The 23,194-nt window shown below is 73.1% G+C and carries 22 protein-coding genes; 12 read left to right on the top strand and 10 right to left on the bottom strand.

Translation table 11 applies throughout. From position 1 onward, the window contains the following. Positions 1–14: 14 nt before the first annotated feature. Positions 15–164 (top strand): hypothetical protein, encoded by a 150-nt coding sequence (locus SAM23877_RS02610; RefSeq protein WP_159041975.1) that lies wholly within the window; start codon positions 15–17, stop codon positions 162–164. A 48-nt stretch (positions 165–212) separates the two neighbouring features. On the opposite strand, the gene SAM23877_RS02615 is transcribed toward SAM23877_RS02610, so the two are convergent. Beyond that, the gene (locus SAM23877_RS02615; protein ID WP_342342855.1) at positions 213–647 is read right to left on the bottom strand and encodes an STAS domain-containing protein; all 435 of its coding nucleotides are present in this window, start codon (positions 645–647) and stop codon (positions 213–215) included. Positions 648–753: 106 nt separating this feature from the next. On the opposite strand from SAM23877_RS02615, the gene SAM23877_RS02620 reads away from it, so the two are divergent. Then, complete coding sequence (locus SAM23877_RS02620) at positions 754–1,113, top strand: helix-turn-helix transcriptional regulator (protein WP_053142090.1); 360 nt, start codon at positions 754–756, stop codon at positions 1,111–1,113. 34 nt (positions 1,114–1,147) lie between these two features. Here the strand turns inward: SAM23877_RS02620 and SAM23877_RS02625 are convergent, their stop codons facing one another. After that, positions 1,148–1,615, bottom strand: coding sequence for a VOC family protein (locus SAM23877_RS02625; RefSeq protein WP_053126491.1), 468 nt, complete (start codon positions 1,613–1,615; stop codon positions 1,148–1,150). A 234-nt stretch (positions 1,616–1,849) separates the two neighbouring features. On the opposite strand from SAM23877_RS02625, the gene SAM23877_RS02630 reads away from it, so the two are divergent. The 3 genes from SAM23877_RS02630 (at position 1,850) to SAM23877_RS02640 (ending at position 6,030) form a co-directional block, all read left to right on the top strand. Then, positions 1,850–2,086: a hypothetical protein gene (locus tag SAM23877_RS02630; protein WP_235614503.1), complete on the top strand. Its 237-nt coding sequence runs from the start codon at positions 1,850–1,852 to the stop codon at positions 2,084–2,086. 312 nt (positions 2,087–2,398) lie between these two features. Further along, positions 2,399–3,052, top strand: a complete 654-nt coding sequence (locus SAM23877_RS02635) for a YceI family protein (RefSeq protein ID WP_053126493.1) — start codon at positions 2,399–2,401, stop codon at positions 3,050–3,052. Positions 3,053–3,264: 212 nt separating this feature from the next. Then, positions 3,265–6,030: a SpoIIE family protein phosphatase gene (locus tag SAM23877_RS02640; RefSeq protein ID WP_079029982.1), complete on the top strand. Its 2,766-nt coding sequence runs from the start codon at positions 3,265–3,267 to the stop codon at positions 6,028–6,030. A 75-nt stretch (positions 6,031–6,105) separates the two neighbouring features. On the opposite strand, the gene SAM23877_RS02645 is transcribed toward SAM23877_RS02640, so the two are convergent. The 3 genes from SAM23877_RS02645 to SAM23877_RS02655 all read right to left on the bottom strand — a co-directional run bounded on the left by SAM23877_RS02645 (position 6,106) and on the right by SAM23877_RS02655 (position 9,040). Continuing rightward, a complete protein-coding gene (locus SAM23877_RS02645; protein ID WP_053126495.1) occupies positions 6,106–7,170 on the bottom strand; it encodes an NAD(+)/NADH kinase in 1,065 nt (354 codons plus the stop codon). 267 nt (positions 7,171–7,437) lie between these two features. After that, complete coding sequence (locus SAM23877_RS02650) at positions 7,438–7,914, bottom strand: spore-associated protein A (RefSeq protein WP_053126498.1); 477 nt, start codon at positions 7,912–7,914, stop codon at positions 7,438–7,440. Between the two features lie 157 nt (positions 7,915–8,071). After that, positions 8,072–9,040 carry a DUF3500 domain-containing protein gene (locus tag SAM23877_RS02655; protein WP_244902906.1) on the bottom strand — a complete coding sequence of 323 codons (969 nt, stop codon included), beginning with the start codon at positions 9,038–9,040 and terminating at the stop codon, positions 8,072–8,074. A gap of 265 nt (positions 9,041–9,305) precedes the next feature. Between SAM23877_RS02655 and SAM23877_RS39610 the strand changes: the two genes are divergently transcribed. Next, the gene (locus tag SAM23877_RS39610; RefSeq protein WP_158520023.1) at positions 9,306–9,470 is read left to right on the top strand and encodes a hypothetical protein; all 165 of its coding nucleotides are present in this window, start codon (positions 9,306–9,308) and stop codon (positions 9,468–9,470) included. Positions 9,471–9,660: 190 nt separating this feature from the next. Here SAM23877_RS39610 and SAM23877_RS02660 read toward each other — a convergent pair whose 3' ends face one another. Then, positions 9,661–10,236 (bottom strand): dihydrofolate reductase family protein, encoded by a 576-nt coding sequence (locus SAM23877_RS02660; protein WP_053126500.1) that lies wholly within the window; start codon positions 10,234–10,236, stop codon positions 9,661–9,663. A 286-nt stretch (positions 10,237–10,522) separates the two neighbouring features. Between SAM23877_RS02660 and SAM23877_RS02665 the strand changes: the two genes are divergently transcribed. From SAM23877_RS02665 to meaB, 3 genes are read left to right on the top strand one after another with little or no spacing between them, the layout of a single operon-like run. Further along, positions 10,523–12,334, top strand: coding sequence for a methylmalonyl-CoA mutase family protein (locus SAM23877_RS02665; RefSeq protein ID WP_053126502.1), 1,812 nt, complete (start codon positions 10,523–10,525; stop codon positions 12,332–12,334). Next, on the top strand, positions 12,334–14,511 hold the full coding sequence (scpA, locus tag SAM23877_RS02670) for a methylmalonyl-CoA mutase (RefSeq protein WP_053126504.1): 2,178 nt from the start codon (positions 12,334–12,336) through the stop codon (positions 14,509–14,511). The genes SAM23877_RS02665 and scpA overlap by 1 nt, the downstream gene beginning before the upstream one ends. A gap of 12 nt (positions 14,512–14,523) precedes the next feature. Continuing rightward, the gene (meaB, locus tag SAM23877_RS02675) at positions 14,524–15,537 is read left to right on the top strand and encodes a methylmalonyl Co-A mutase-associated GTPase MeaB (protein ID WP_174532184.1); all 1,014 of its coding nucleotides are present in this window, start codon (positions 14,524–14,526) and stop codon (positions 15,535–15,537) included. A gap of 228 nt (positions 15,538–15,765) precedes the next feature. Here meaB and SAM23877_RS02680 read toward each other — a convergent pair whose 3' ends face one another. Beyond that, entirely contained in the window at positions 15,766–16,269 is a 504-nt protein-coding gene (locus SAM23877_RS02680) for a GNAT family N-acetyltransferase (protein WP_053126508.1), read from the bottom strand. Positions 16,270–16,473: 204 nt separating this feature from the next. On the opposite strand from SAM23877_RS02680, the gene SAM23877_RS02685 reads away from it, so the two are divergent. The 3 genes from SAM23877_RS02685 (at position 16,474) to SAM23877_RS02695 (ending at position 19,373) form a co-directional block, all read left to right on the top strand. After that, the gene (locus SAM23877_RS02685; RefSeq protein ID WP_053126515.1) at positions 16,474–17,178 is read left to right on the top strand and encodes a hypothetical protein; all 705 of its coding nucleotides are present in this window, start codon (positions 16,474–16,476) and stop codon (positions 17,176–17,178) included. Between the two features lie 169 nt (positions 17,179–17,347). After that, a complete protein-coding gene (locus SAM23877_RS02690; RefSeq protein WP_053126520.1) occupies positions 17,348–18,211 on the top strand; it encodes an alpha/beta hydrolase in 864 nt (287 codons plus the stop codon). A gap of 121 nt (positions 18,212–18,332) precedes the next feature. Next, on the top strand, positions 18,333–19,373 hold the full coding sequence (locus SAM23877_RS02695) for a LacI family DNA-binding transcriptional regulator (RefSeq protein WP_053126522.1): 1,041 nt from the start codon (positions 18,333–18,335) through the stop codon (positions 19,371–19,373). A 107-nt stretch (positions 19,374–19,480) separates the two neighbouring features. On the opposite strand, the gene SAM23877_RS02700 is transcribed toward SAM23877_RS02695, so the two are convergent. The 3 genes from SAM23877_RS02700 to SAM23877_RS02710 are packed head-to-tail and all read right to left on the bottom strand — an operon-like array spanning position 19,481 to position 22,922. Continuing rightward, on the bottom strand, positions 19,481–20,191 hold the full coding sequence (locus tag SAM23877_RS02700; RefSeq protein WP_053126524.1) for a sulfite exporter TauE/SafE family protein: 711 nt from the start codon (positions 20,189–20,191) through the stop codon (positions 19,481–19,483). Then, positions 20,188–21,606 carry an amidohydrolase family protein gene (locus SAM23877_RS02705; protein ID WP_053126526.1) on the bottom strand — a complete coding sequence of 473 codons (1,419 nt, stop codon included), beginning with the start codon at positions 21,604–21,606 and terminating at the stop codon, positions 20,188–20,190. Before SAM23877_RS02705 ends, SAM23877_RS02700 begins: the two co-directional genes overlap by 4 nt. Next, positions 21,603–22,922 (bottom strand): uracil-xanthine permease family protein, encoded by a 1,320-nt coding sequence (locus SAM23877_RS02710; RefSeq protein ID WP_053142097.1) that lies wholly within the window; start codon positions 22,920–22,922, stop codon positions 21,603–21,605. Before SAM23877_RS02710 ends, SAM23877_RS02705 begins: the two co-directional genes overlap by 4 nt. Positions 22,923–23,194: the final 272 nt, after the last annotated feature.

Raw genomic sequence — 23,194 nt, forward strand, 5'->3', positions numbered from 1 at the left:
CGACCATCGGCCTGATGCCGGCGATGACGGGGTTCCACGTGGTGGACGTCAAGCAGCCGGAATGGGTGAGCGGCGTGATGTCGCGGTACTTCCTGCCGTGGTCGGCCTCCCCGCGGGACCCGCCCCCGGTCGACAGCTCCCACGGAAGGCTCTCCGAGGAGTAGGGCGGCCTCCGCGGGAGCCGACGGGACTTCGCGGCCTGCGAAGGGGGGCTACCGGGCAGCGGCGTCCTCCACCGTCCCGTGCACCTTCAGGACGGCGTCGACTCCGGTGAGCTCCAGGACCCGCCGCAGCTGGGGTGTCGGCGCGGCCACGCGCAGATCAGTGGCCAGGTGGGTGTGGATCAGCAGGTTGAGGAGCGTCGAGTCCGCGAACGCGATCCCGGAAGCGTCCACGACCACCTTCTCGTGCTTCGCCGCCGCCACCCCCATCGCCTCCGCCAGCGGCGTGATGGAGTGCATGTCGTAGGAGCCGCTCGCGACGACGACCCACGCGTCGTGCCACGCGTACTGCACCACCGCTGAACCGTCCGGAACGCGCACGCCGGCCGGGACCGCCGACGCCCCGCTCTCGTCGCCGGCGTCGAGCACGCTCCCGCTTGCCGCGACCTCTGCTTCGGCCTCTGTCTCGGCCCCGTCGATAGACACCCTCGGGTCCCTCCTGTGACTCTCCCGTGGGGGATCGCGTCATCTGTTACGCGAAAAGTATGTCACGTATTCTGCATCCGACAAAGGTGGTCCTACAATGCTGTGCATGGTTGGAGTACCTGAGTCGCACAGCGGATGGACGTTCGTCACCAACCACGCACGTGTACTGGCGGTCATCGCCGACAACCCGAACGTCCGGATCCGCGACATCGCCGCCCACTGCCGGCTCACCGAGCGCGCCGTCCAGCGGATCATCTCCGATCTGGAGCAGGACGGTTACCTCTCCCACACCCGCGACGGGCGCACCAACACGTACCGCATAGACCCGAACAAGGTCCTGCGCCACCCGGCGGAGGCGGGCCTCACCGTGGCCTCCCTGTTGTCCCTGCTCGTCCAGGACGAGACCGACCGCATCGCGACCCAGCCGGGCCCGCAGTCCCTGATGGACGCCGGTAGCGCGCGTTAGCGGGCTGTCCGGCCGGAATCTCGCCGGGCAGGCCCTACGCCTCGTCGCCGGGCGGGCCGTCGAGGACCTCCGTGGGCATCGGCTGCGCCGAGGAGACGAAGAGACAGAACGGGTGTCCCGAGGGATCCGCGAGGACGTACAGCGGCTCCTCCGGATCGTCGAAGCGGTCGAGCAGGAGTTCCGCCCCCAGCGACTCGGCCCTCAGACGCTGGCGCGTCAGCGCCGCGGTGTCGGGCACGGTGAGATCGAGGTGCGCCTGCATCGGAAGGTCGTGCGACGGCCATGTCGTGCGCGGCAGACGGTCCACGAGCTGGAAGGCGAGGCGGTTCGCTCCGCCGGGCGTGCGCAGTACGAGCCAGTCAGGCTCCTCCGGCGCACCGTCGGCCGGGGGCTCGTCCCCCGGCCGGTACGTCAGACCGAGCAGGTTCCTGTAGAACTCGGCCAGTTGCCGGGGGTCGGTGGTGTCCAGCACGGTCTGCAGCAGTCGGGGGTAGTCGCCCATGGATCCTCCGCAAGTAGCCGGTGTCGTCCGCTCCCCTGCCGGTTCCCCTCCCCAGGCGTTGCCCACACGGCCGAACCGTCGAGCTTCCGGGGAGGGCGCGCCCGCAGGGCGGAGGCCGACTGCCCGCGACGCCGCCGGACCCCCGCAGAAGCCCTCTCCGGTCCTCGCGGCCGCCTCACGATGCCCGCGGGTCGGGGGCGGGGCCTCGCCGGGTCCGGGCCTAGGATCGGCGGCGTGGACATTCCTCACGACCTGATCGTTCTTGAACGGGCGGCGGAAGAGCAGCGTGCCCGGCTCGCCGGACTCGAAGGCGAGGAGTTCGACGCGCAGCACCGGGCCTGGCGGGAGGCCGTCCAAGCCGCGCAGGCCGCGTTCGCCGACCACGCCACGGTCAGCGGCCAGACGACGGAAGGAGTCGAGAGGGCGGTCAAGCGCGCCGTCCGGCAGTCGGAGGAGGACCCGGCCGAATAGGACGGCGGGCCGTCGGCACTCGCCTCGATCCGCGCGGTGGCCCGCCGGGGTGCGTCGCCGCACCCGGCGACCCGGCCGGCCCGGCCCACACCCCACACCTGCACCCGCACCCGCACCCGCACCCGCACCCGCACCCGGTGCACTGCCCCACCGCTTTCCGCGTCGCCAGGCAGCCGCCTCATCACTCATGACGAACTTGTGCAGTTCTGCGGTCGGCATCATGGAAGCCAGACGAGGCCAGACATCTCGACCCGTCCAACCCGTCGGCTCCGTGATAACACCAAGTGATCCAACTTGGAAAGGCCACGACTCATGGGTATCTTCAGCCGCCGCCAGACCTCCGTGATCGACCCGCCGTCGGCTGTCGACTCCGACCATCCCCTCGTGCAGACCGCGGCGGCCGACGCCACACTCGACCCGGCACTTCGGGCGCTGACCGGGCACTGGACCATCGACCGCCCGCACAGCCGGATCGGGTTCTCCGTGCGGCACGCCATGGTCACGACCGTCCGCGGGGCCTTCGCCGACTACGACAGCTCGCTCTACTTCGACGGGGCCCGGCCGTCCCAGTCCCGGGCGGAACTGGTCATCCGAGTCGCCAGCGTCGACACGGGCGTGGAGCAACGCGACGGTCACCTCGTGGGCCGGGACTTCTTCGACGCGCGCCGCTATCCGGAGATGACGTTCCGCAGCACCGCCACGGTCCACGAGGCCGGGGAGACCTTCCGCATGACGGGGGACCTCACGATCCGGGACACGACCGGGCCCGTGGAGATCCAGTTGGACTACCTCGGCTCCGTCATGGATCCGTTCGGCTACGAGCGCGCGGGCTTCGACGGCACCACGACCATCGACCGCAGGGACTGGGGACTCGTCTACAACCAGCGGCTCAAAGCGGGCGGCAGCATGGTGAGCGAGAAGGTCCGGCTCCAGTTCGACATCTCCGCGATCCGGGCCACCGCGTAGGGTCCCCGGGACCCTCGACCGCCGTGTGCCGAGGGCGGGCCACGCGGGCCCGGCGGCACGGGCGAACCCGGAGACACCGGCCTCTACCGCCGCCTCGAGGCGGTGTACCGGGACGTGCGCGACCGGACCGACGCCCTGTACCGCCGCACGCACGACATCTTCGGCTGAGAGCGCGGGGGCGGCAGACCATCGGACAGTGTTAGAAATGGTGTATGTCTGGGCGTACTGCTCGATCCGTTCGCGCAGGTCGACCGCCCGTCGACCTGGCCGGTGGCGGAAGGAGTCCGCGCCACTGGTGGGGGCTGCGCGGACGCAGTGTCGCCGGGCAGGTCCTGTTCCTCCAGGTCGTGGTCGCCGTGCTGCTGATCGTGGCGGCAGCCGTCGGAGTCACCGTCCAGACGCGCAGCGACACGGAGCACGACGCGCAGGAGCGGTCGCGGGCCGTCGCGGTGGCCCTCGCCCGGTCACCGGGTTTCGTCACGGCGTTGCGGTCGGACGATCCGACCGCCGCGCTGCAGCCGTACGTGGCCGCGGCCCACGAAGGCACCGGGGTGGACTTCATCGCCGTGATGGAGACGGACGGCACCCGTTACGCCGACACCGATCCGCGGCTGATCGGTGAGCGGGCGGAGGACGTCGGGCGGGCGGCGCGGGGCGAGGCGTACACCGAGATCTACGAGGGCGATCCGTCGGACGCGGCCCGGGCCGTCGTCCCGGTCACGGACGGCCGGGGCGTCGTCGTGGGGCTCGTCGCCGCGGGGGTGACCCTGGGGACGGTCGGGCAGGCGCTGGCGGGCCAGATTCCGCTGATCCTCGTCTCGGGAGGTGTCGCGCTGGTGCTCGCCGTCGGCAGCGCCGCCCTGGTCAGCCGACGACTGAGACGGCAGACACGGGGCATCGGGCCGACCGAGATGACCCGGATGTACGAGCACCACGACGCCGTGCTGCACGCCGTCCGCGAGGGCGTCCTCATCGTGAGCGACGACGGTCACCTGGTGCTGGCCAACGACGAGGCGCGGCGCCTGCTGGAACTGCCGGAGGACTGCGACGGGCGGCACATCACCGGGCTGGGCCTGGACTCCGCCATCGTGGAGCTGCTCTCCTCCGAGCGCTCCGTGACGGACGAGGTGCACCTGGCCGGTGACCGGCTGGTGGCCGTCAACACCAGGCGCACCGCCCCGTACGGCGGCCCCTCGGGCAAGGTGGCGACCCTCCGCGACACCACGGAGCTGCGTTCGCTGGCCGGCACGGCCGAGGTGGCACGCGAGCGGCTGAAGCTGCTCCACGAGGCGGGGATGCGCGTCGGGACGACCCTGAACGTCACCCGCACGGCCGAGGAGCTGGCGGATGTGGCCGTTCCGCGGTTCGCCGACTTCGCCACCGTGGAGCTCCTGGACGCCGTGATGCGCGGTGACGAGCCCTCCGGCGCGTCCACGGAGCTGCGGCGGGCGGCCCTGCGCGGCGTCCGGGAGGACCACCCGTTCCACCCGGTCGGCAGCACGGTCGCACCCTTCGCCGCCCCGGGCGCGCCCTCGGCGCCGGGCCGGGCCGACGGCCACGCGGTGCTGGAGGCCGACCTGACGGCAGCCCACGGCCGGCAGGCCCTCGACCCGGCCGGCGCGGAGCAGGTCCTCGCGTACGGCATCCGCTCGCTCATCTCGGTGCCGCTGCAGGCGCGCGGCATTCCGCTGGGCCTGGCACGTTTCTGGCGTGCGGACGGTTCGGGCCCCTTCGACGGGGACGACGTCACGTTCGCCGAGGAGCTGGCCGCCCGCGCCGCCGTCGCCATCGACAACGCCCGTCGCTTCACGCGCGAGCACACGATGGCGGAGGTTCTCCAGCGCAGCCTGCTGCCGCACGTGCTGCCCCACCAGAGCGCCGTCGACGTCGCCTACCGCTATCTGTCCGCCCAGGCCCGGGTCGGGGGCGACTGGTTCGACGTCATCCCGCTGCCCGGCGCCCGGGTCGCCCTCGTCGTGGGCGACGTGGTCGGGCACGGGATGCACGCCGCGGCCACGATGGGCCGGCTGCGCACCGCCGTGCACAACTTCTCGACCCTCGACCTGCCTCCGGACGAGCTCCTCACCCATCTCGACGAGCTGGTCAGCGGCCTCGACCAGGAGGACCCCGACGGCCGGGGCGGAGAGGGGATCACGGGCGCCACCTGCCTGTACGCGGTCTACGACCCGGTCTCGGGCCTGTGCAGCATGGCGCGCGCGGGGCACCTCGCCCCCGCCCTGGTCCATCCGCACGGCGCCGTGGAGTTCCCCGACGTCCCCGTCGCGCCTCCGCTGGGCCTGGGCGGTCTCCCCTTCGAGACCGCCGAGCTGCACCTGGCCGAGGGCACCGGCATCGTCCTCTACACCGACGGCCTGGTCGAGCAGCGCGACCGCGACATCGACGCGGGTCTGGAGATGCTGCGCAGTACGCTCGCCGACTCCTCGGGCGCCTCTCCGGAGGAGACCTGCGAGGCGGTGTTCGACCGCATGCTGCCCGCACACCGACGCGACGACGTCGCACTGCTCGTCGCCCGTACCAGGCGCCTGGACAGCTCCCGCGTCGCGGACTGGGACGTCCCCCGCGACCCCGCCGCCGTCGGCACCGTCCGCACCGCGTGCAGTCGTCAACTGGCCGCCTGGGGTCTGGACGAGATGGCGTTCGCCACCGAACTGGTGCTCAGCGAACTGATCACGAACGCCATCCGGTACGGGTCCGAGCCGATCCACGTGCGGTTGCTGTACGAGCGCACGCTCATCTGCGAGGTGTCCGACGGGAGCAGCACCTCCCCGCATCTGCGGCAGGCGGCCATCACCGACGAGGGCGGCAGGGGCCTCTTCCTGGTCGCACAGCTCGCCCGGCGCTGGGGAACGCGCTACACCCCCGCGGGGAAGGTCGTCTGGACGGAGCAGTCCCTCGCCGACGGGCGGGTTCCCGACCTGGCGCTGCTCGCGGCGCTGGACGAACCGATCGAGCCGTGACGGCGGCTCCCGGGCGGGTGCGCCGACGGCCCTTTCCGGCCGCGGCCCTCCCCTCGTCCCGCCGAGGCCGGGGCGTCACGCCCCTCCGGTGGTGGGCGCCGGCATGGCCAGGTGGGCGAGGTCCCCGGGAGGTGGGGTGCTCACCGGCCACAACGGAGCGGGCGTGCCGTCGGCGACCGCGGCCGGGGCATCGGTCAGACGCATGCGTTCCCGTAGCCGGCCGTAGAAGTCCACGGGCCCGAGCCGCACCGCGCGCAGCCGGCGGGGAGCCGCGTAGACGCCGAGCCAGTCCCCCGGGTCGAGGACGCCCCGCAGCTGCCCGTCGATGCTGACGGCGGCCTGCCCGGACCGTTCCAGGATCCGCAGGCCGATCGGTTCGTCCGGTGCGGCGACCACCGAGCGGTCGAACGTCATGTGCGGGGCGACGGGCGTGAAGACGAGCGCTTCCGCCCGGGGCGAGACGACGGGCCCGCCCGCGGCGAAGCTGTAGGCGGTGGATCCCGTCGGGGTGGCCACCACCAGGGCGTCGGCGGAGTACGAAGCCAGCAGGCGGCCGGAGACGTAGACGCCGACGGAGATCTGCCGGTCCCGCGACAGCTTTTCGAGCACCACGTCGTTCAGGGCGGACACGTTGAGCGCGATGCCCCACTCGTCGCCGCTCTCGCAGTCGGTGCGGACCCGGGGCGGAGGCAGCAACGGGCCTCGCCCGTAGCGCAGCAGCGCCTCCATGGCCTCGGGCACCTCCAGACGGCGGGACGCGCGCAGGGTGAGCAGCATGCGGCTTTCCGGGTCGACGCCGCCGTCCCGGACGGCATCGAGGGCGGAGCGCACCGCCGGTGCCGGGATCTCGGTCAGGAACCCGACCCGTCCCAGGTCGACGCCGAGGATCAGGGCGTCGTTCTCGGCCGCCAGCCGGGCGCCGCGCAGGAAGGTGCCGTCACCGCCCAGGGTCACGACGAGGTCCGGGTTCCCCGCCGCCTCCACCTCCTCGCGCGCGCTGTGCCGGCCGTCGTCGCTCCACACGTCGATGTCGGTGCACCCCACGCCGTTCTCGCCGCACCAGTCCCGGACGTCCCGCGCGGCCGCCGCGGCGCCCTCGCGACCACCGTGCACCACGAGTCCGACCCGCCCGATCGCCACATCCGTCTCCCTGCCCGTTCCGCAAAAGGTGCCCGGGGGTGCTCTGTTCGCCGAGACCGTCGGTTCCGGATCCCCGGGGCCGCATCCACCGCCCCGGCATCTTCGCCGACTGTCGCGGCGGAGCGGGCCGCGACATGCCGGGGCCGGCGGAGCCGGGCCGGCGGTCCGCGGACGGTGCGGCACCGCCGGTTGCGGACACGGGTCCCGACACCGTGCGAGGGCCCCGCCGTCCGGCGGAGCCCTCGGTCCGTCTCGTGGGCCGCCGTCTCACCGTTCGCCGGCGAACCAGTCCTTCTGCGGGGCCTTGGCCGCGAGCGCACCGCAGTTGGAGCCGTAGTTCCAGGCCTGCAGGGTGTCGATGACCCCGCCCCACTCGACGCAGGCACCGCGCGCGAACGCGTACGCCGGTCCCGCGTACGAGCGGTACTCACCGGCGTCGTACTGGTCCTCGCTGGTGTCGACGTTGCGTACGTAGGCCACCATGTACTTCGGTGCGCCGGCGGTGTTGCGGATCGTCACCGTGCAGTTCTTGCCCGTGGACGAGTTGTAGGTGAGGTACACCGTGCCGGTGCTGCCGATCGGCATGGAGTTCACCACCTTGTACCCGGAGCCGCAGACCCCGTTGTACGCCGCGGTCGTACCGCTGGTCGCCGCGCCGGCGACGGGAGCCGTCGCCAGCAGCCCCGCCCCGATGGCCCCGACGGCGATCAGTGTCGCCCCGACGGCTTGTGTGGAACGCTTCATGGCACCTCGATCCGTGAATCGACTGGCCTCCCCATGGTGTTGCTGAAGCCACCTGTTGAGACCTTTGCACCCCTTCGGTGGTTGTACGCTTTTCACCACTGTTTGAGGTTTCCGGGCCGCGAGCCGCCGGGGTGGGGTCGGGGCGCGCGGGCTCCCCTCACCCGTGCTGCTCCGTGTAGTGCGCGCGGAGCAGGTCGGCGCCCCAGTCGTGCCGGACGTGCCGCCACACGGAGTGGGCGTGGTTGCCGTCGTCCTGGGTGTTGTCGTACTCGATGAGCAGATCCGGGCCCCGAACGCAGTAGTAGTGCCGGTCCCCCGGTTCGCGGCCGCCCGCCCACGCGAACGAGAGGGTGCCCAGCCCGTGCGCCACGACGTCGGACCAGCACTCCCGCGCGTACACCGCGGGTGCCCGGTCGAGGTAGCGGCGCACCAGCCGCTCCACCAGCCGCTGCTGACCGGGCGACATGTCGCCGTGCGCCAGGCCGGCCGGCAGCAGGCCGGGATCGGCGAACGGGTCGTCGCGGGTCAGGATGTCGTCCGGGGGCTCGGCGGCGAAGACGGCCCTCGACCGTCGGCCGAGGTCCAGGTCCGTGACCAGTTCCCGGGCCAGGTCCTCCTCCGGTCCCAGCAGCCGCCGCCCGGCCTGCGGGCCGTGCGCGACGCGGGCGGGCTCCGCACCGACGAAGTGCGGCGTCACCCGCAGCCCGGCCGTCGTCACCAGTACGTGGACGGCGAGGTGGTGGCCGTTCATCCGCCAGCCCCAGGGGGCGTCACCCTCCGGATCCCCGAGCAGTCGCACCCAGTAGCGGTCGGCCCCCGCGGCGCCGACGGTGGCGCGGCGGTGGCGCTCCACCTCGATCGCCCCGCGCGCCAGCTCCGCGCCGGGCGCGCTGTGCGCGGTGGTCAGCAGCGCGTCGACGGCCTCGCGCTGCCGGGCGTCGAGTCCCTCGGTGGACAGACCGGGGCGCGGGCCGGGCAGATAGGTCCACTCCCGCAGTTCGGGCGCGTCCAGCCGGGCGGGCCGCTCCCGCAACTCCTTCACCTGCTCCGGCTCCAGTACGCGCAGCAGCACGCGCACCGCCTCCCGCATCTCCGCGGCCGTCGCCCGCGATCCGTGCACGTCCACGTCTCTCCTCCCCGTCGGCGCCCAGTGCGGCGCTCCCGCGGGGCGGTGGCGCCCCTGGTTGTCCCATGGTGCGTCATCCGGGGGTGGGGGAACGCCGGATCGGGTCCGCCGCCCGAGGACGCTTCCCGGCCGCTCCGGCGTCGGCGCGTGTCCTGCGCCCCGCGTCCGCTCGTCCTGCTCCGTAGCGGTGAACCACCCCCTCCGTTGCGGTGAGGACTCCGCCGGACCGCGAACCCTTTCCGGCGAGGACGTCGTTCGTCGGGGCATGCGACAGATCAAGCGCCTGGCCGCGACCATGGCAACCACCGCCGCCGTCCTCGCCACAGCCGCCACCTCGGCCCACGCCTCACCGCTGCCGGGCGGCGGAGCCGGTCAGACCCTCCCCGCCCTGTACGCCATCCTCGCCTTCGTCCGGCGCACACTCGGCTGACCTCGAAGTCCCTGGCGCACCCGGCCGCAGTGCTCCGGACGCGCGCGGGTCCCGCCGCGTGCCGTCTCGGTGCCCGGGCAACCTCCGCCACCAGCCACCAGGCGCCAGCCACCAGCCACCGGACGCCGGTGGCCCCTCGGCCCGGGTCTCGCGGCCCTGCGTGCGTGGCGCGAACGGTCCCGGCGGTCCCTCAGTGGAGGGTCGGCCGGTAGACGAGCTCCTGGATGTGACCGTCCAGCGTCCGGTTCTCGACCAGTTCCAGGTCGAAGTCGGCCGCCCCCTCGAAGACCGGGTCCAGCCCGGTCCGACCGGTGATGACGGGGAACAGCGTGACCTGTACCCGGTCGACCAGGCCGGCGGCCATCAGGGCCCGGTTCATCGACAGGCTGCCGTGCGAGCGCAACGGCACCTGGGACTCCTCCTTGAGCCGGGCGACGACATCCACGGCGTCGCCCTTCGCGACGGTCGCGTTCGGCCAGTCGAGGGGGCCCTCCAGCGTCGTCGACACCACGGTGGCCGGCAGGTTCCTCATCCGGGTGACCCAGGGATCACGCACGTCGGACCCCTCACTGCTCGCGGCCAGCATCTGCGCGAAGACCCGGTACGTACGGGCCCCGAAGACCATCCGCTGCTCCGGGCCGTACAAGGCGAGGCGGTGGTCGAGCAGTTCGGGGCCCTGCTTGCCCCAGTAGCCGGACCAGTCGCCCCCGGCGGCTCCGTAGCCGTCGAGGCTGGAAAACACGTCGAAGGTGTAGGTGGCGGTCATGTCGTCTCCTCGACAGCGGTTCCGGTGCGGGTGCGGTGCGGCGATCCCCCCGAGTGCGCTTCGGCGACCGTCACCCCCATGAGACCCGGCACGCCGCCGGAACTCATCGCTCTGGCACCCGGGGGCGGTCCCGACCACTCGAACGGCACATGCCCGATGCCCGCTGACGGGCCCGGAGGGGACGGGCCCACGGAGGACCCGACGACGCACGTCACACCGCCGGAGAGAACAACCTCACACCGGCCCACTCTGCTGCTCGTCTGCCGGCCTGACCTAACATCCGAGCATGACGCTCCTGCCTGACGACGGACTCGCCCTGGCGGCCGAGTTCCCCGACGCGACACATGAGCAGTGGCAGCGCCTGGTGGCGGGTGTGCTGCGCAGGTCGGGCCGGGAGGTGCCGGACGACGAGGCGGAGGACGCCCTGTCCACGGCACTGCAGGACGGGCTGCGGGCCCGTCCGCTGTACTCCGCGCGCGACGAGGCGCCCGAGCCCGGCCTTCCGGGCTTCCCGCCCTTCGTGCGCGGCGGCCGCCCCCAGGGCGCCGCCGTCGGCGGCTGGGACGTGCGCCAGCGGCACGCGTCGGCCGACCCGGCCTCGGTCCTGGCCGACCTGGAGAACGGCGTCACGTCCCTGTGGCTGACCGTCGGCGGGTCCGCCGGCATCCCCGTCACCGCACTCGACGGCGCTCTCGACGGCGTCCTCCTCGACCTGGCTCCCGTAGTCCTGGAAGCGGGCGACGCGTTCGAGCCGGCGGCGCGGGAGCTGCTGCGGATCCACGAGGAACGGGGCGTCGCCGCGGACGCCGCCCGCGGCAACCTGGGTGCCGACCCGCTGGGGCACGAGGCCCGCTCCGGAAGGCCGTACGACAGCGGAGCCGTGACCGAGCTGGCCCGGCTGTGCGCCGCGCGCCACCCTGCGCTGCGTGCGCTGACCGTGGACGCGCTGCCGTACCACGAGGCCGGCGCCTCGGCGGCGCAGGAGCTGGGCTGCTCACTGGCGACGGGCCTGGCCTACCTGCGGGAACTGACCGCGGCCGGACTGGACACGGCTCAGGCCCTGGCGCAGTTGGAGTTCCGGTACGCCGCGACCGCCGACCAGTTCCTGACCATCGCCAAGCTGCGCGCGGCGCGCCGCCTGTGGGCTCGGGTGGCCGAGGTCTGCGGTGCGCCCCGGGCGGGGGCCCAGCTCCAGCACGCGGTGACCTCGCCGGTGATGATGACGCGCCGCGACCCGTGGGTGAACATGCTGCGCACCACGGTCGCCGCCCTGGCCGCCGGGGTGGGTGGCGCCGAGGCCGTGACGGTGCTGCCCTTCGACGACGCGCTCGGTCTGCCGGACGCCTTCGCCCGACGTGTCGCCCGCAACACCTCCACCATCCTCATCGAGGAGTCGCATCTGTCCCGGGTGATCGATCCGGCGGGCGGCTCCTGGTACGTGGAGCGTCTGACCGACGAACTGGCGCACGCCGCCTGGCGGTTCTTCCAGGAGATCGAGCGGGCGGGCGGGCAGGCGGCCGCGCTGCGCTCCGGGGCGGTCGGTGAACGGCTGGCCGAGACGTGGGCCGTGCGCAGCGCGCAGCTGGCGAAGCGGCGGGAGCCGGTCACCGGGGTCAGCGAGTTCCCGCACCTGGACGAGAAACCCGTCGCACGCGAGCCCGCACCCCCGCGGCCGTCCGGGGGCCTGCCCCGGGTACGGCGGGACGAGGCCTTCGAGGCGCTGCGCGCCCGCTCCGACGCGCATCTGGCCGCGACGGGCTCCCGGCCGCGCGTCCACCTGGCAGCGCTCGGCCCGGCCGCCGCGCACAGCTCCCGGCTCGCCTTCGCCGCCAACCTCTTCCAGGCGGGCGGCATCGAGGCCGTCACCGAGGGCGGCTTCGAGGAGAGCGGCGCGCGGGAGGTGTGCCTGTGCTCCAGCGACGCGCTCTACGCGGAGCAGGCCGAGGCCACCGCCGCCGCGTTGCGGGAGGCGGGCGCCGAGCACGTGTTCCTGGCCGGCCGTCCCGGACCGTACGCGGGCGTGGACACGTACGTGTTCGCGGGCTGTGACGCGGTCGCCGTGCTCCGCGCAACCCTCGACCGCATGGGAGTGTCCTGATGTCCATCCCCGACTTCTCGGCGATCGAGCTGGGGACCCCCTCCCCCGCCGCCGGCCTCGACGAGTGGCATGCCGCGGTGAAGAAGGCCGCCGACGGCGACGACCTGCTCTGGCAGACGCCGGAGGGGATCACGGTCAAGCCGCTGTACACCGGGCAGGACCTGGAGGGACTGGACTTCCTGGGCACCCGTCCGGGCATCGCCCCGTACCTGCGCGGCCCCTACCCGACGATGTACGTCAACCAGCCCTGGACGATCCGCCAGTACGCGGGGTTCTCCACGGCCGAGGAGTCCAACGCCTTCTACCGCCGCAACCTCGCGGCAGGACAGAAGGGCCTGTCCGTCGCCTTCGACCTGCCCACCCACCGCGGGTACGACAGCGACCACCCGCGGGTGACGGGCGACGTCGGCATGGCGGGCGTCGCCATCGACTCGATCTACGACATGCGGCAGCTCTTCGACGGCATCCCGCTGGACCGGATGAGCGTGTCGATGACGATGAACGGTGCCGTGCTGCCGGTGCTGGCGCTGTACATCGTGGCGGCCGAGGAACAGGGTGTGCCGCCGGAGAAGCTGGCCGGGACCATCCAGAACGACATCCTCAAGGAGTTCATGGTCCGCAACACCTACATCTACCCGCCGAAGCCGTCGATGCGGATCATCTCCGACATCTTCGCGTACACCTCGCAGCGGATGCCCCGCTACAACTCGATCTCCATCTCCGGCTACCACATCCAGGAGGCCGGGGCGACGGCCGACCTGGAGCTGGCGTACACCCTCGCCGACGGTGTGGAGTACATCCGGGCCGGGCGGGAGGCGGGGCTGGACGTGGACGCGTTCGCGCCCCGGCTGTCGTTCTTCTGGGCGATCGGCATGAACTTCTTCATGGAGATCGCCAAACTGCGGGCGGCGCGGCTGCTGTGGGCGAAACTGGTCAGGCAGTTCGACCCGCAGAACGCCAAGTCGCTCTCCCTGCGCACGCATTCGCAGACCTCCGGCTGGTCGCTGACCGCGCAGGACGTCTTCAACAACGTCACGCGCACGTGCGTGGAGGCGATGGCCGCCACCCAGGGGCACACCCAGTCCCTGCACACCAACGCCCTCGACGAGGCGCTGGCCCTGCCCACCGACTTCTCCGCCCGCATCGCCCGCAACACCCAGCTGCTGCTCCAGCAGGAGTCCGGGACGACCCGTGTCATCGATCCCTGGGGCGGCAGCGCCTACGTCGAGCGGCTGACGTACGACCTGGCCCGCCGGGCCTGGCAGCACATCCAGGAGGTGGAGCGGGCCGGCGGCATGGCGCAGGCCATCGACGCGGGCATCCCCAAGCTGCGGGTGGAGGAGGCCGCCGCCCGCACCCAGGCGCGGATCGACTCCGGTCGGCAGCCCGTGATCGGCGTGAACAAGTACCGGGTGGAGTCCGACGAGCAGATCGAGGTGCTCAAGGTCGACAACTCCTCGGTACGCGCGCAGCAGCTCGCCAAGTTGCGGCGGCTGCGCGAGGAGCGGGACGAGAGCGCGTGCCGCCACGCCCTGGACGCGCTCACGCGGGCCGCCGGCGGCGACGGCAACCTGCTGGAGCTGGCGGTGGACGCCGCCCGCGCCAAGGCCACGGTGGGCGAGATCTCGGACGCCCTGGAGAAGGTGTACGGGCGGCACGCCGGGCAGATCCGTACCATCGCCGGTGTGTACCGCAACGAGACGGGCGAGTCGCCGGCGGTGGAGCGCACCCGGGCGGTGGTGGACGCCTTCGCCGAGGGGGAGGGCCGCCGACCGCGCATCCTGGTCGCCAAGATGGGCCAGGACGGTCACGACCGGGGCCAGAAGGTGATCGCCACCGCCTTCGCCGACCTCGGCTTCGACGTGGACGTCGGCCCCCTGTTCCAGACCCCGGCCGAGGTGGCCCGGCAGGCGGTCGAGGCGGACGTGCACATCGTCGGCGTGTCGTCCCTGGCCGCCGGGCACCTCACGCTCGTCCCGGCGCTGCGCGAGGCGCTCGCCGAGGAGGGGCGGGAGGACATCATGGTCGTCGTCGGCGGGGTGATTCCGCCGCAGGACGTGCCGACTCTGCTGGAGATGGGTGCGGCCGCGGTCTTCCCGCCGGGCACGGTGATCCCGGACGCCGCCCGTGACCTGGTGCGACGGCTGGCGTCCGCACTCGGACTCGGCGAGCTGTGAGCCGGTGACGTGATGGCTCTCGATCTCGATGCGTATGTCAAGGGCGTCCTCGACGGCAGGCGCGCGGTCGTCGCCCGGGCGATCACCCTCGTCGAGTCGACCCGTCCCCAGCACCGGGCGCTCGCCCAGCGGTTGCTGACCGAGCTGATGCCGCACGGCGGCCGGGCCCGGCGGATCGGGATCAGTGGCGTGCCGGGCGTGGGCAAGTCGACGTTCATCGACGCCTTCGGCACGATGCTGACCGGGCTCGGGCACCGGGTCGCCGTCCTCGCCGTCGATCCGTCCTCGAGCCGCACCGGTGGCTCGATCCTCGGCGACAAGACGAGGATGGAACGGCTGGCCGTCGACCCGGCGGCGTTCGTCCGCCCCTCCCCCACCGCCGGGACGCTCGGCGGGGTCGCGAAGGCGACCCGCGAGTCGATCGTGGTGATGGAGGCCGCCGGTTACGACGTGGTGCTGGTGGAGACGGTCGGGGTCGGCCAGTCCGAGACGGCCGTCGCCGACATGGTCGACTCCTTCCTGCTGCTCACCCTGGCCCGCACCGGGGACCAGTTGCAGGGCATCAAGAAGGGGGTGCTGGAGCTGGCCGACGTCATCGCCGTCAACAAGGCCGACGGCCCGCACGAACGCGACGCCCGCGCGGCGGCCCGTGAACTGGCGGGCGCCCTGCGGCTCATGCACGGCCAGGACGCCTTCTGGACACCGCCGGTGCTCAGCTGCAGCGCGCGCGAGGCGGCGGGTCTCGACGCCGTCTGGGAGCGCTTGGAGCAGCACCGCTCACTGCTGGACACCACCGGCCGCCTCGCCGCGAAGCGGCGCACCCAGCAGGTCGACTGGGTCTGGGCCATGGTCCGCGAGGAGCTGCTGGGCCGTCTGCACGCCGACCCGGCCGTTCGCACTCTCGCCCCGCGGCTCGAACAGCAGGTCAGGGAGGGGGAGCTGACGGCCACGCTGGCCGCGGAACGCATCCTGGACGCCTTCACGGGCACCGCGACCGCCCCCGCGGCACCCGCCTCCCCCCACTGACGGGCCGCCGCCTCGCGCATCCGCCGGTCCTCACGCTCGCTCGACGACGCCTCCACGGCCGACGGGGCGCGCCTGTCCCAGCAGCCGTGTTCCGGGACCTCCGCGCAGACGTTCACGCTCAGCGGCTGAACCTCCCTCCCGCTGAACGGCCCCCGCCCGGCGGGGTCCGGCGTGTCTGCCGGGCCCCGCTCCCTCCCGCCCGTCGCTCGCGGGGCCGGCGCGGTCTTCTCAGTGAGCCGCCCGGCGAGGAGGGGTGTCGGGCGGTCCCGGGGCTCGGCGGCGGTAGACCTGGCGGGAACCGCCTTCGGGGCCCGGCTCCGCGGCCTCGGCGGGACGGAACCCCAGGCGCTCGTAGAAGACACGGGCGCCGCTCGCCACGGCTCCGGGGTGATCCGCGCCGAAGGTCACCACCTCGATGGTGCCCGGCCCGCGGACGAACCGCCGTACCGCCTGCGTCATCAGTTCCCGGCCGGCCCCCAGCCCGCGCGCCCGCTCGTCCACCACCAGCCAGTGCACGTGATGGACCGGTGCCGCCACCCCGAACAGCAGCCCTCCGAGGAGTTCACCGGACGTCGGGTCGACGGCGACGAGGGCCAGGGAGCGGCGCACATGGTCCTCGACGGCGCGACGGAAGCCCGGCTCGTCCACCATCGGGCCGAACCAGTGTTCCACCTGGGCCGCGAGGCCGAGGAAGCCGGACACATCGGCGTCCCGCCCGAGTCTCACGATCATCGGGTCAGTCTCGCAGACGCTCACCCACCGGCTCCGGTCGTGCTCCGGCTCCTCACCGCCTCCGTCTCGGCCGCGGAGGCAGCGGGGACGGGAGCATCGGCGCTCACCTCCCCGTCGCCGGACCGCCGGAGGGGGCGAGTGGAACACGCGTGCTAACCTGCTCTCTTCGACGGCGCTGCCGACGGAGTCCCTCGGCAGGTCGCCATGTCTCATGTCCCACGCCGGCTCACGGCCGCGCTCGACGCGCTGGACCACGCCTTCGCCTCCGAAGAGCCCTTCCCCGTCACGGGGTGTACGTACTGCTACTCCGAGCAGGACCTCGCCGCGCTGTCCGGTCCGCTGCACCTCGTCCCGGACGACCTGGTGCCCGCCGTCGCCGCGGAGGGGCCCGACCACTGGGACGCCCCCGCACGTCTCTATCGGCGTCTCGTCCCGCGCATCGTCCGGTCCGTCGTCACGGGTGAACTCCACGTCGACGAGGAACTCATCGCCTCCCGCCTGCTCCAGGTGGGCTGGACCACCTGGGAGGCGCCCCTGACCGGCGCTCTGCGCGACGTGTGGTCCGCCTGGTGGGAGGCCACCCTGCACACCCACCCCAGTCCCGTCTCCATCAGGAAGACCCTCAGCCTCGTCAGCGTCGCCACGAACGGCCTGCGCCCCTGGCTGGACACCTGGACCGCCACCCGCCATCCGGCCGCCGACGCGCACCTGGCGGACCTCGTCGACGACGTGCTGTGCGCCTACGAGATCACCGACCTGCACATGGGCTTCTACGGCGAGTACCCCGCCACCGTGGAACTGCTGGGCTGGCTGCTCACCGATGTACGAGACCGCGCCGACGACGCCCGCCTCGACAGCCCGTTCCTGTGGGAACTCCACCGGTCGGCGACGCCGCACGCACGCGACTGAGCCGGCCGGGCCGCGAGGAGGTCCGTCTCCGGGCGTACGGTCGCTTCCGGGCCGTCGCGACGGAGAAGCGGAGGGCTTCGGACCGGTTGCGCCGCTGATCTTTCGCTGCGTAGGGTCCGATGCTCTATCGGGCAACCGTTCGCTGCCCCGGCCGGAGAGTGGGTAGACCATGCAGCCGACGTTCGTACTCGTACACGGCGCCTTCGCGAATTCCTTTTCCTTCGCACCCCTTCAGGCCGAACTCGGCCTGCTGGGGCACCGTTCCGTCGCCGTGGACCTCCCCGGCCACGGCTTCGCGGCGAGCTACTCGCACGCGTACCAGGCGCCGCAGGACGCCGAAGGTCTCGCGACCGCGCCCGGCTCCCTGAAGGGGGTCACCCTCGCCGACAACGCCGCGCACGTCATCGGCGTCCTGGAGCGGGCCAAGGAGCACGGACCGGTGATCCTGGTCGCGCACAGCCGGGGCGGCATCACGGCCACCGCCGTGGCCAACGCGCGCCCGGACCTCATCGACCGCATCGTCTACGTCGCCGCCTGGTGCCCGGTCCGGCTGGACGTGAACGACTACTACGCCGAGCCGGAGATGGCCACGGTCGACGCCGCCTCGGTCGGTCTGGCGATGGCCGGGAATCCGGCGGAACTCGGGCTGCTGCGGGTCAACTTCCGCACCGCGGACCAGGCCGCCCTCGCCGCGCTCAAGGCCGCCTTCCTCGCCGACGGCACCGAGGAGGAGTTCCTCACCTTCCTGAACACCTTCCAGCCCGACGAGAACCTCGACGTCGGCGGCGCCGCCGACCGGGCGCAGGCGGCGACGTGGGGCCGCGTCCCGAAGACCTTCGTGCGTCTGGCGGACGACGCGAGCATGCCTCTGGTCATGCAGGACCGGCTGATCCGCGAGGGCGACGAACTGACACCGGACAACCCGTACGACGTCCGGACCCTCGGGGGCAGCCACCTGAAGTGGCTGGTCGACCCGGCACCGGCGGCCCGCGTGCTCGGGGAGCTCTCCGCGCTCACGGCCGGGGCCTCCTGACCGCGCGAAGAACGAGTGAGCCGGAACCGGAGTCCGGCGGCACCGGTGCGCGCAGGTGTCCGCCGGGTCGGGGAAGATGGTGGGGCCCACCCCGTACCGCCAGCGAGGAGAGTCCGCGCGGATGCCTGCTTCCGCCCCCGGCCCGAGACAGCCGACCATCGCCGACGTCGCTCGCGTCGCAGGGGTCTCGCGCACGACCGTGTCCCACGCCCTCAACGGACTCGGCAAGGTCGACCCCCGGACCCGGGAGCGCGTCAGGCGGGCGGCGACGGAGCTGGGCTACCGCCCCAATCTCCGGGCGCAACGCCTGCGCCGAGGACAGGCGAAGGCGATCGCGCTCGCGTCGTCCATGCCGTTCGCCGTGGCGGGCGGGCCGTCGCGGCTCGGGTTCTACATGGAGGTCGCCGCGGCCGCCGCGGAGAGTGCCCTGTCGCACGGCTTCGCCCTGGTGCTCGTGCCGCCCGTGCAGTCGGGTTCGGCGCTGTACTCCGTGGACATCGACGGGGCCATCGTGGTCGAGCCGGACGTCGAGGACGCGGCTGCGGCGCAACTGCGCGAGCGCGGGCTGCCGTACGTGTCGCTCGGCAGGCCGATGGCGCCGGACGAGGACGCCCCCTACGTCGACCTGCGCGGTGGGCGGGTCGCGGAGCTGCTGCTGCGCCACCTGCACGGACAGGGAGCGGTCCGGCCGGCGCTGCTCGTCGGATCCGGCTCGCGGCACTCGTCCGTCGACGCGCTCGCCGCCTATGAGCGCCTGGCCGAGGAGTACGACTGGACACCGCGCGTGGCACGGGTCGCGGAGGCGGGCGGTGAGCAGGCGGGGTACGAGGCGTGCGCCGCGCTGCTCGCCGGGCATCCGGGCATCGACGCGGTGTGCGCGCTGGTCGACGCGTTCGCGGTGGGCGCGGTCCGGGCCATCCGGGACTCCGGGCGGGCCGTACCGGACGACGTCATGGTCGTCACCCGCTACGACGGTCTGCGGGCCCGCACCTGCGAACCGCCCCTGACGGCGGTCGATCTGCACCTGGACCGGGTGGCGTCCGACGCGGTGGAACTGCTGCTGGGACGGCTGCGCGGGGAGACCGCCACGCCGACGGTGGCGGTCTCCCCGGAGCCGCGCCTGATCGCGCGGGCCTCATCGGTGCGCAGGCCGACCGCCTGACCACCCACCCCGAGCCCCGCCGGCCCCGGCACCGCGCCCCGCCCGGCACAGCACGAGCACGGGCACCGCGAACAGGAGCCGGCGCCCGAGGTCCGCCCCGGGCCGGTTCAGAGTCCGAGCATCAGCACGATCCCGGAGACCAGGGCGAAGACCAGCACGAACAGGCGCATCCTGTGTGCGTCGAGCCGGTGGTGCACCAGGCGGCTGAGCCACGCACCGGCGCCGATCGCGGGCAGCAGGACGACCGCCCGTCCGAGCTCGGCCACCTCTCCCCTGCCCGTCGCGAACAGCAGCGCCAGGGAGGCGACCTCCCCGACGAGGAAGCAGGCGGCGACGGTGGAACGCAGTTCCGCGGGTGTCCGGTGCTGGTAGACCAGCGCGAGCGGCGGCCCGCCGACGCCGGTCGCCGTCTCCGTCAGCCCGGTCACCGCGCCGGCGCCGACGTACGCGGCCCTACCCGGCGTGAACACGGGCGCGGCGAGGCTCACCACGGCCGCGAGGACGGTCGCGACGCCCACGAAGAGGCCGAGACTGCGCTCCGGGATCAGCCACAGCAGGGCCAGCCCCGCCGGGGTGGCGGCGAGCCGCGCCCCGGTGATCCAGCCCGCGCCACGCAGGTCGAGCGACGTCCGTTCACGCCAGGCGACGTACAGGTTGAGCGGGATCATCGACGCCAGGACGAAGACCGGTACGAGGCCGGGGTCGATGATTCCGGCCACGGGCGCGACGATCAACGCGAATCCGAGGCCGCTGCTGCCCTGGACGAACGCGGCGACGGCGACCGTCAGCGCCAGGACCGCCAGTGTCTGCGTACTCACCGGCCCGCGCTCCGTTCCTGAGCCCGGGTCAGCGCCCTCGCCGCCGTGGAGGTGGGGTGCGCCCGGGTCACCCCTGCCTCGGCCACGGCGGCACGGGCCAGCTCGGCCGCGCGTCGCACCAGCGCGGCCCCGTCCCAGTCGGTGGGCCGGCCGCGCCACATGCGCAGGCGGCCGGCGACGAAGACGGCGGTGATCTGGTCGCGGTTGCCGCGCCGGACCAGTTCCCAGGGCAGGTCCCAGGAGAGCGCGAGCTCCGGTGTGCCGATGTCGACCAGGAGGAAGTCGGCCGCACTGCCCGGTGCGACGGTGCCGATCCGGGTGCCGAGCCCGACGGCGTCCGCTCCCCCGCGGGTCGCCTGCTCCAGCCAGGTCCAGCCGGCGCCGCACGACGAGTCCCCGGTGGCCAGTCCGTAGGCCAGCCGCTGGGCGAACTCGGCGGCCTCCGCGAGCCGGAAGCCGTCGCCGCGGGTGCCGTCGGTGCCGAGCCCGACGCGGACTCCGCGTTCGGTCATGGCGGTAGCGGGTGCGACCGCGTTGCCCTTCCAGGCGCTGGCGACCGGGTTGTAGCTGACGGCGGTCCCGGTGTCGGCGAGGAGGGTCAGCTCGCGCGGGGTGAGGAGCGTGGCGTGCGCGGCGAGCAGGTGAGGGCCGAGCGCGCCGACGCGGTGCAGGTGTTCCAGGGGCCGCAGCCCATGGCGTACGAGGGAACGTTCCACGCCAGCCAGGTGCTCGTTGACGTGGATCTGCATGACCGCCCCGGCCTCGGTGGCCAGGCGCGCGGTGTCGCGCAGGGTGCGCTCGGTCGCCGCTTCCGGGATGGAGACGGCGAGGGAGGGATGGACGAGCGGATCACCCTCGTAGCGGGCGAGGTGCTTCTCGGCGGCCTCGAGAACGGTCCGGTGCTCCGCGGCGACACCGGCGTCGACGTCGTTGCAGACCAGGCCGAGGACGCAGCGCACTCCCGCGTCCCGCGCGGCCGACGCGACCACGTCCACGTCGACGTCGGCGCGGATGCCGGCGTCCGCGACGGTGGTGAACCCACCGCGCAGGGCCTCGAGAGCGGCGAGTTTGGCCGCCGTGTAGGCCGCTTCCTCGTCCAGCGCTCCCTCCAGGGGCACCCAGACCCGGCGGAAGATCTCCGAGGGTTCCCCGAAGGCGAGGGCGGCGCCGAAACTCTGGGTGAGGTGGTGGTGGGCGTCGACGAATCCGGGCATCAGCAGGTGGCCGGGCAGGCGGACGGCACGCGCCAGCGGATGCCTGCTCCCCAGCTCGTCCGCCGGCCCGACGTCCTCGAAACGGCCGCCGGCCACCACCACGGCCCACCCGTCGGCGGGGCCCTCGGGCAGCAGTACGGCGTCCGGCGCGAGCAGGAACCTACCGGGGCAGCGGAGAACCTCGCGGTCGAATGCCTTCATCGGTCGCTTCCTGTACGGGTGAGGGTCGCACGCGCTGCGAGACCGGGCCTGACATGGTGGAAGAGCACGTTGAGGACGGCGGCGACGAACGCGCCCACGGCGACGCCGCTTTCGAGAAGGATGCGGACGTCGGGCGGGAAGCCGCCGTAGACACCGGGAACGAGGATGGGCAGCAGTCCCAGGGCGAGCGCGACGGCGCAGACGAAGGTGCTGGTGTGGCGGTCGAGGTCGGACCGGCCGAGCATCTGGATGCCGAGCACGGTGATGACGGCGAAGACCACCATGGCGGTGCCGCCGACGACCGGGGACGGAACGACGCTGATCGCGTGGGTGACGGGTGCCAGCAGCCCGATGACGATGAGGACGACACCGGCCACGGCGGTCACGAACCGGCTGCGTACGCCGGTGACGCGGACGATGCCGATGTTCTCGCCGCTGGTGACCATGAGCGGCAGCCCGAAGAAGCCGCCGAAGAGCGAGGTGAGCGCGTCGCCGCGCACGGTCTTCGGCACGTCGGTGCGCCGGTCGATCCTCTTGCCGACCGCTTCGGCGTTGATGACGGTCTGCCCGGTGGCTTCGGCCATCGAGGCCAGGCTGTAGAGCATCAGGGGCAGTGCGGCGACGAGATGGAACTCGGGTGTGCCGAAGGGCATCAGCTGTGGCAGGTTCACGAGCTGCCCGCCGACGGGGTGGCCGGATTCGAGAGCGCCGGTCGCCGCGGCGAGCACGGTGCCCGCCAGCAGGCCGAGCATCACGGCCAGTTGGCGCAGGACACCGGTGAAGACCAGGTAGAAGACGACGGTGAAGCCGATCGTGGCCATGCCCAGACCGAGGTCGCCCGGATCGGCGAAGCCGGGCGAGCCGGGCGTCCCGGTGACGAGGACCGCGCCGACCTTCACCAGGTTCACACCGACGATGACGATCATCGTGCCGATGACGAGGGCCGGGAAGAAGGCGAGCAACCGGGAGAACACCGGCAGGACGACGAAGCAGAAGACGGCCGTGAGGATCACGGCGCCGCCGGCCGTTCGCAGACCGTGCTGTTCGGCGATCGCGAGGAAGAGGATCAGCGGAGCGCCGCCCGGGAGCATCACGAAGGGCAGCCGCGGGCCGAATTTCCAGGGCCCGAGCGACTGGACGAGGGACCCGGCACCGGAGAGCACGAAGGCCGCGGAGAGCAGGTCGACCGTGAGGTCCGCGTCGAGACCGAGTGTGGCGCTCATCAGGAAGATGGCGGATATCGGCGTGGCGGCCATCACCAGGACGTGCTGGACACCGAAGAGCAGGACGCGGGTGAAGGGCCGGCACTCGTCCACGGGGTGGACCCGGGGCCCGGCCCCGTCCCCGGCCGCGGGCGCGGTGCTCTCGGTGGTCGCTTCCCCGGTGCTCGAGGCATCGCCGGGGCCGACAGGGGCGGTGTCCTCGGGAGGGGCGCCGGGGCCGGTGGCCGGTGGCCCGGTCTCTCCGCGACCGGGGAGCGGGGGTCGGTCGGTGCGTCCGGCCTGTGGCGGCCGGCTCTGGGGGGCATGGGACACGTTCGGTCTCCGTTCGGGCAGGCGACACGCTCGGACTGAAGCCGCGATCCGGC

The organism is Streptomyces ambofaciens ATCC 23877 (assembly GCF_001267885.1).
Taxonomy (GTDB): Bacteria; Actinomycetota; Actinomycetes; order Streptomycetales; family Streptomycetaceae; genus Streptomyces; species Streptomyces ambofaciens.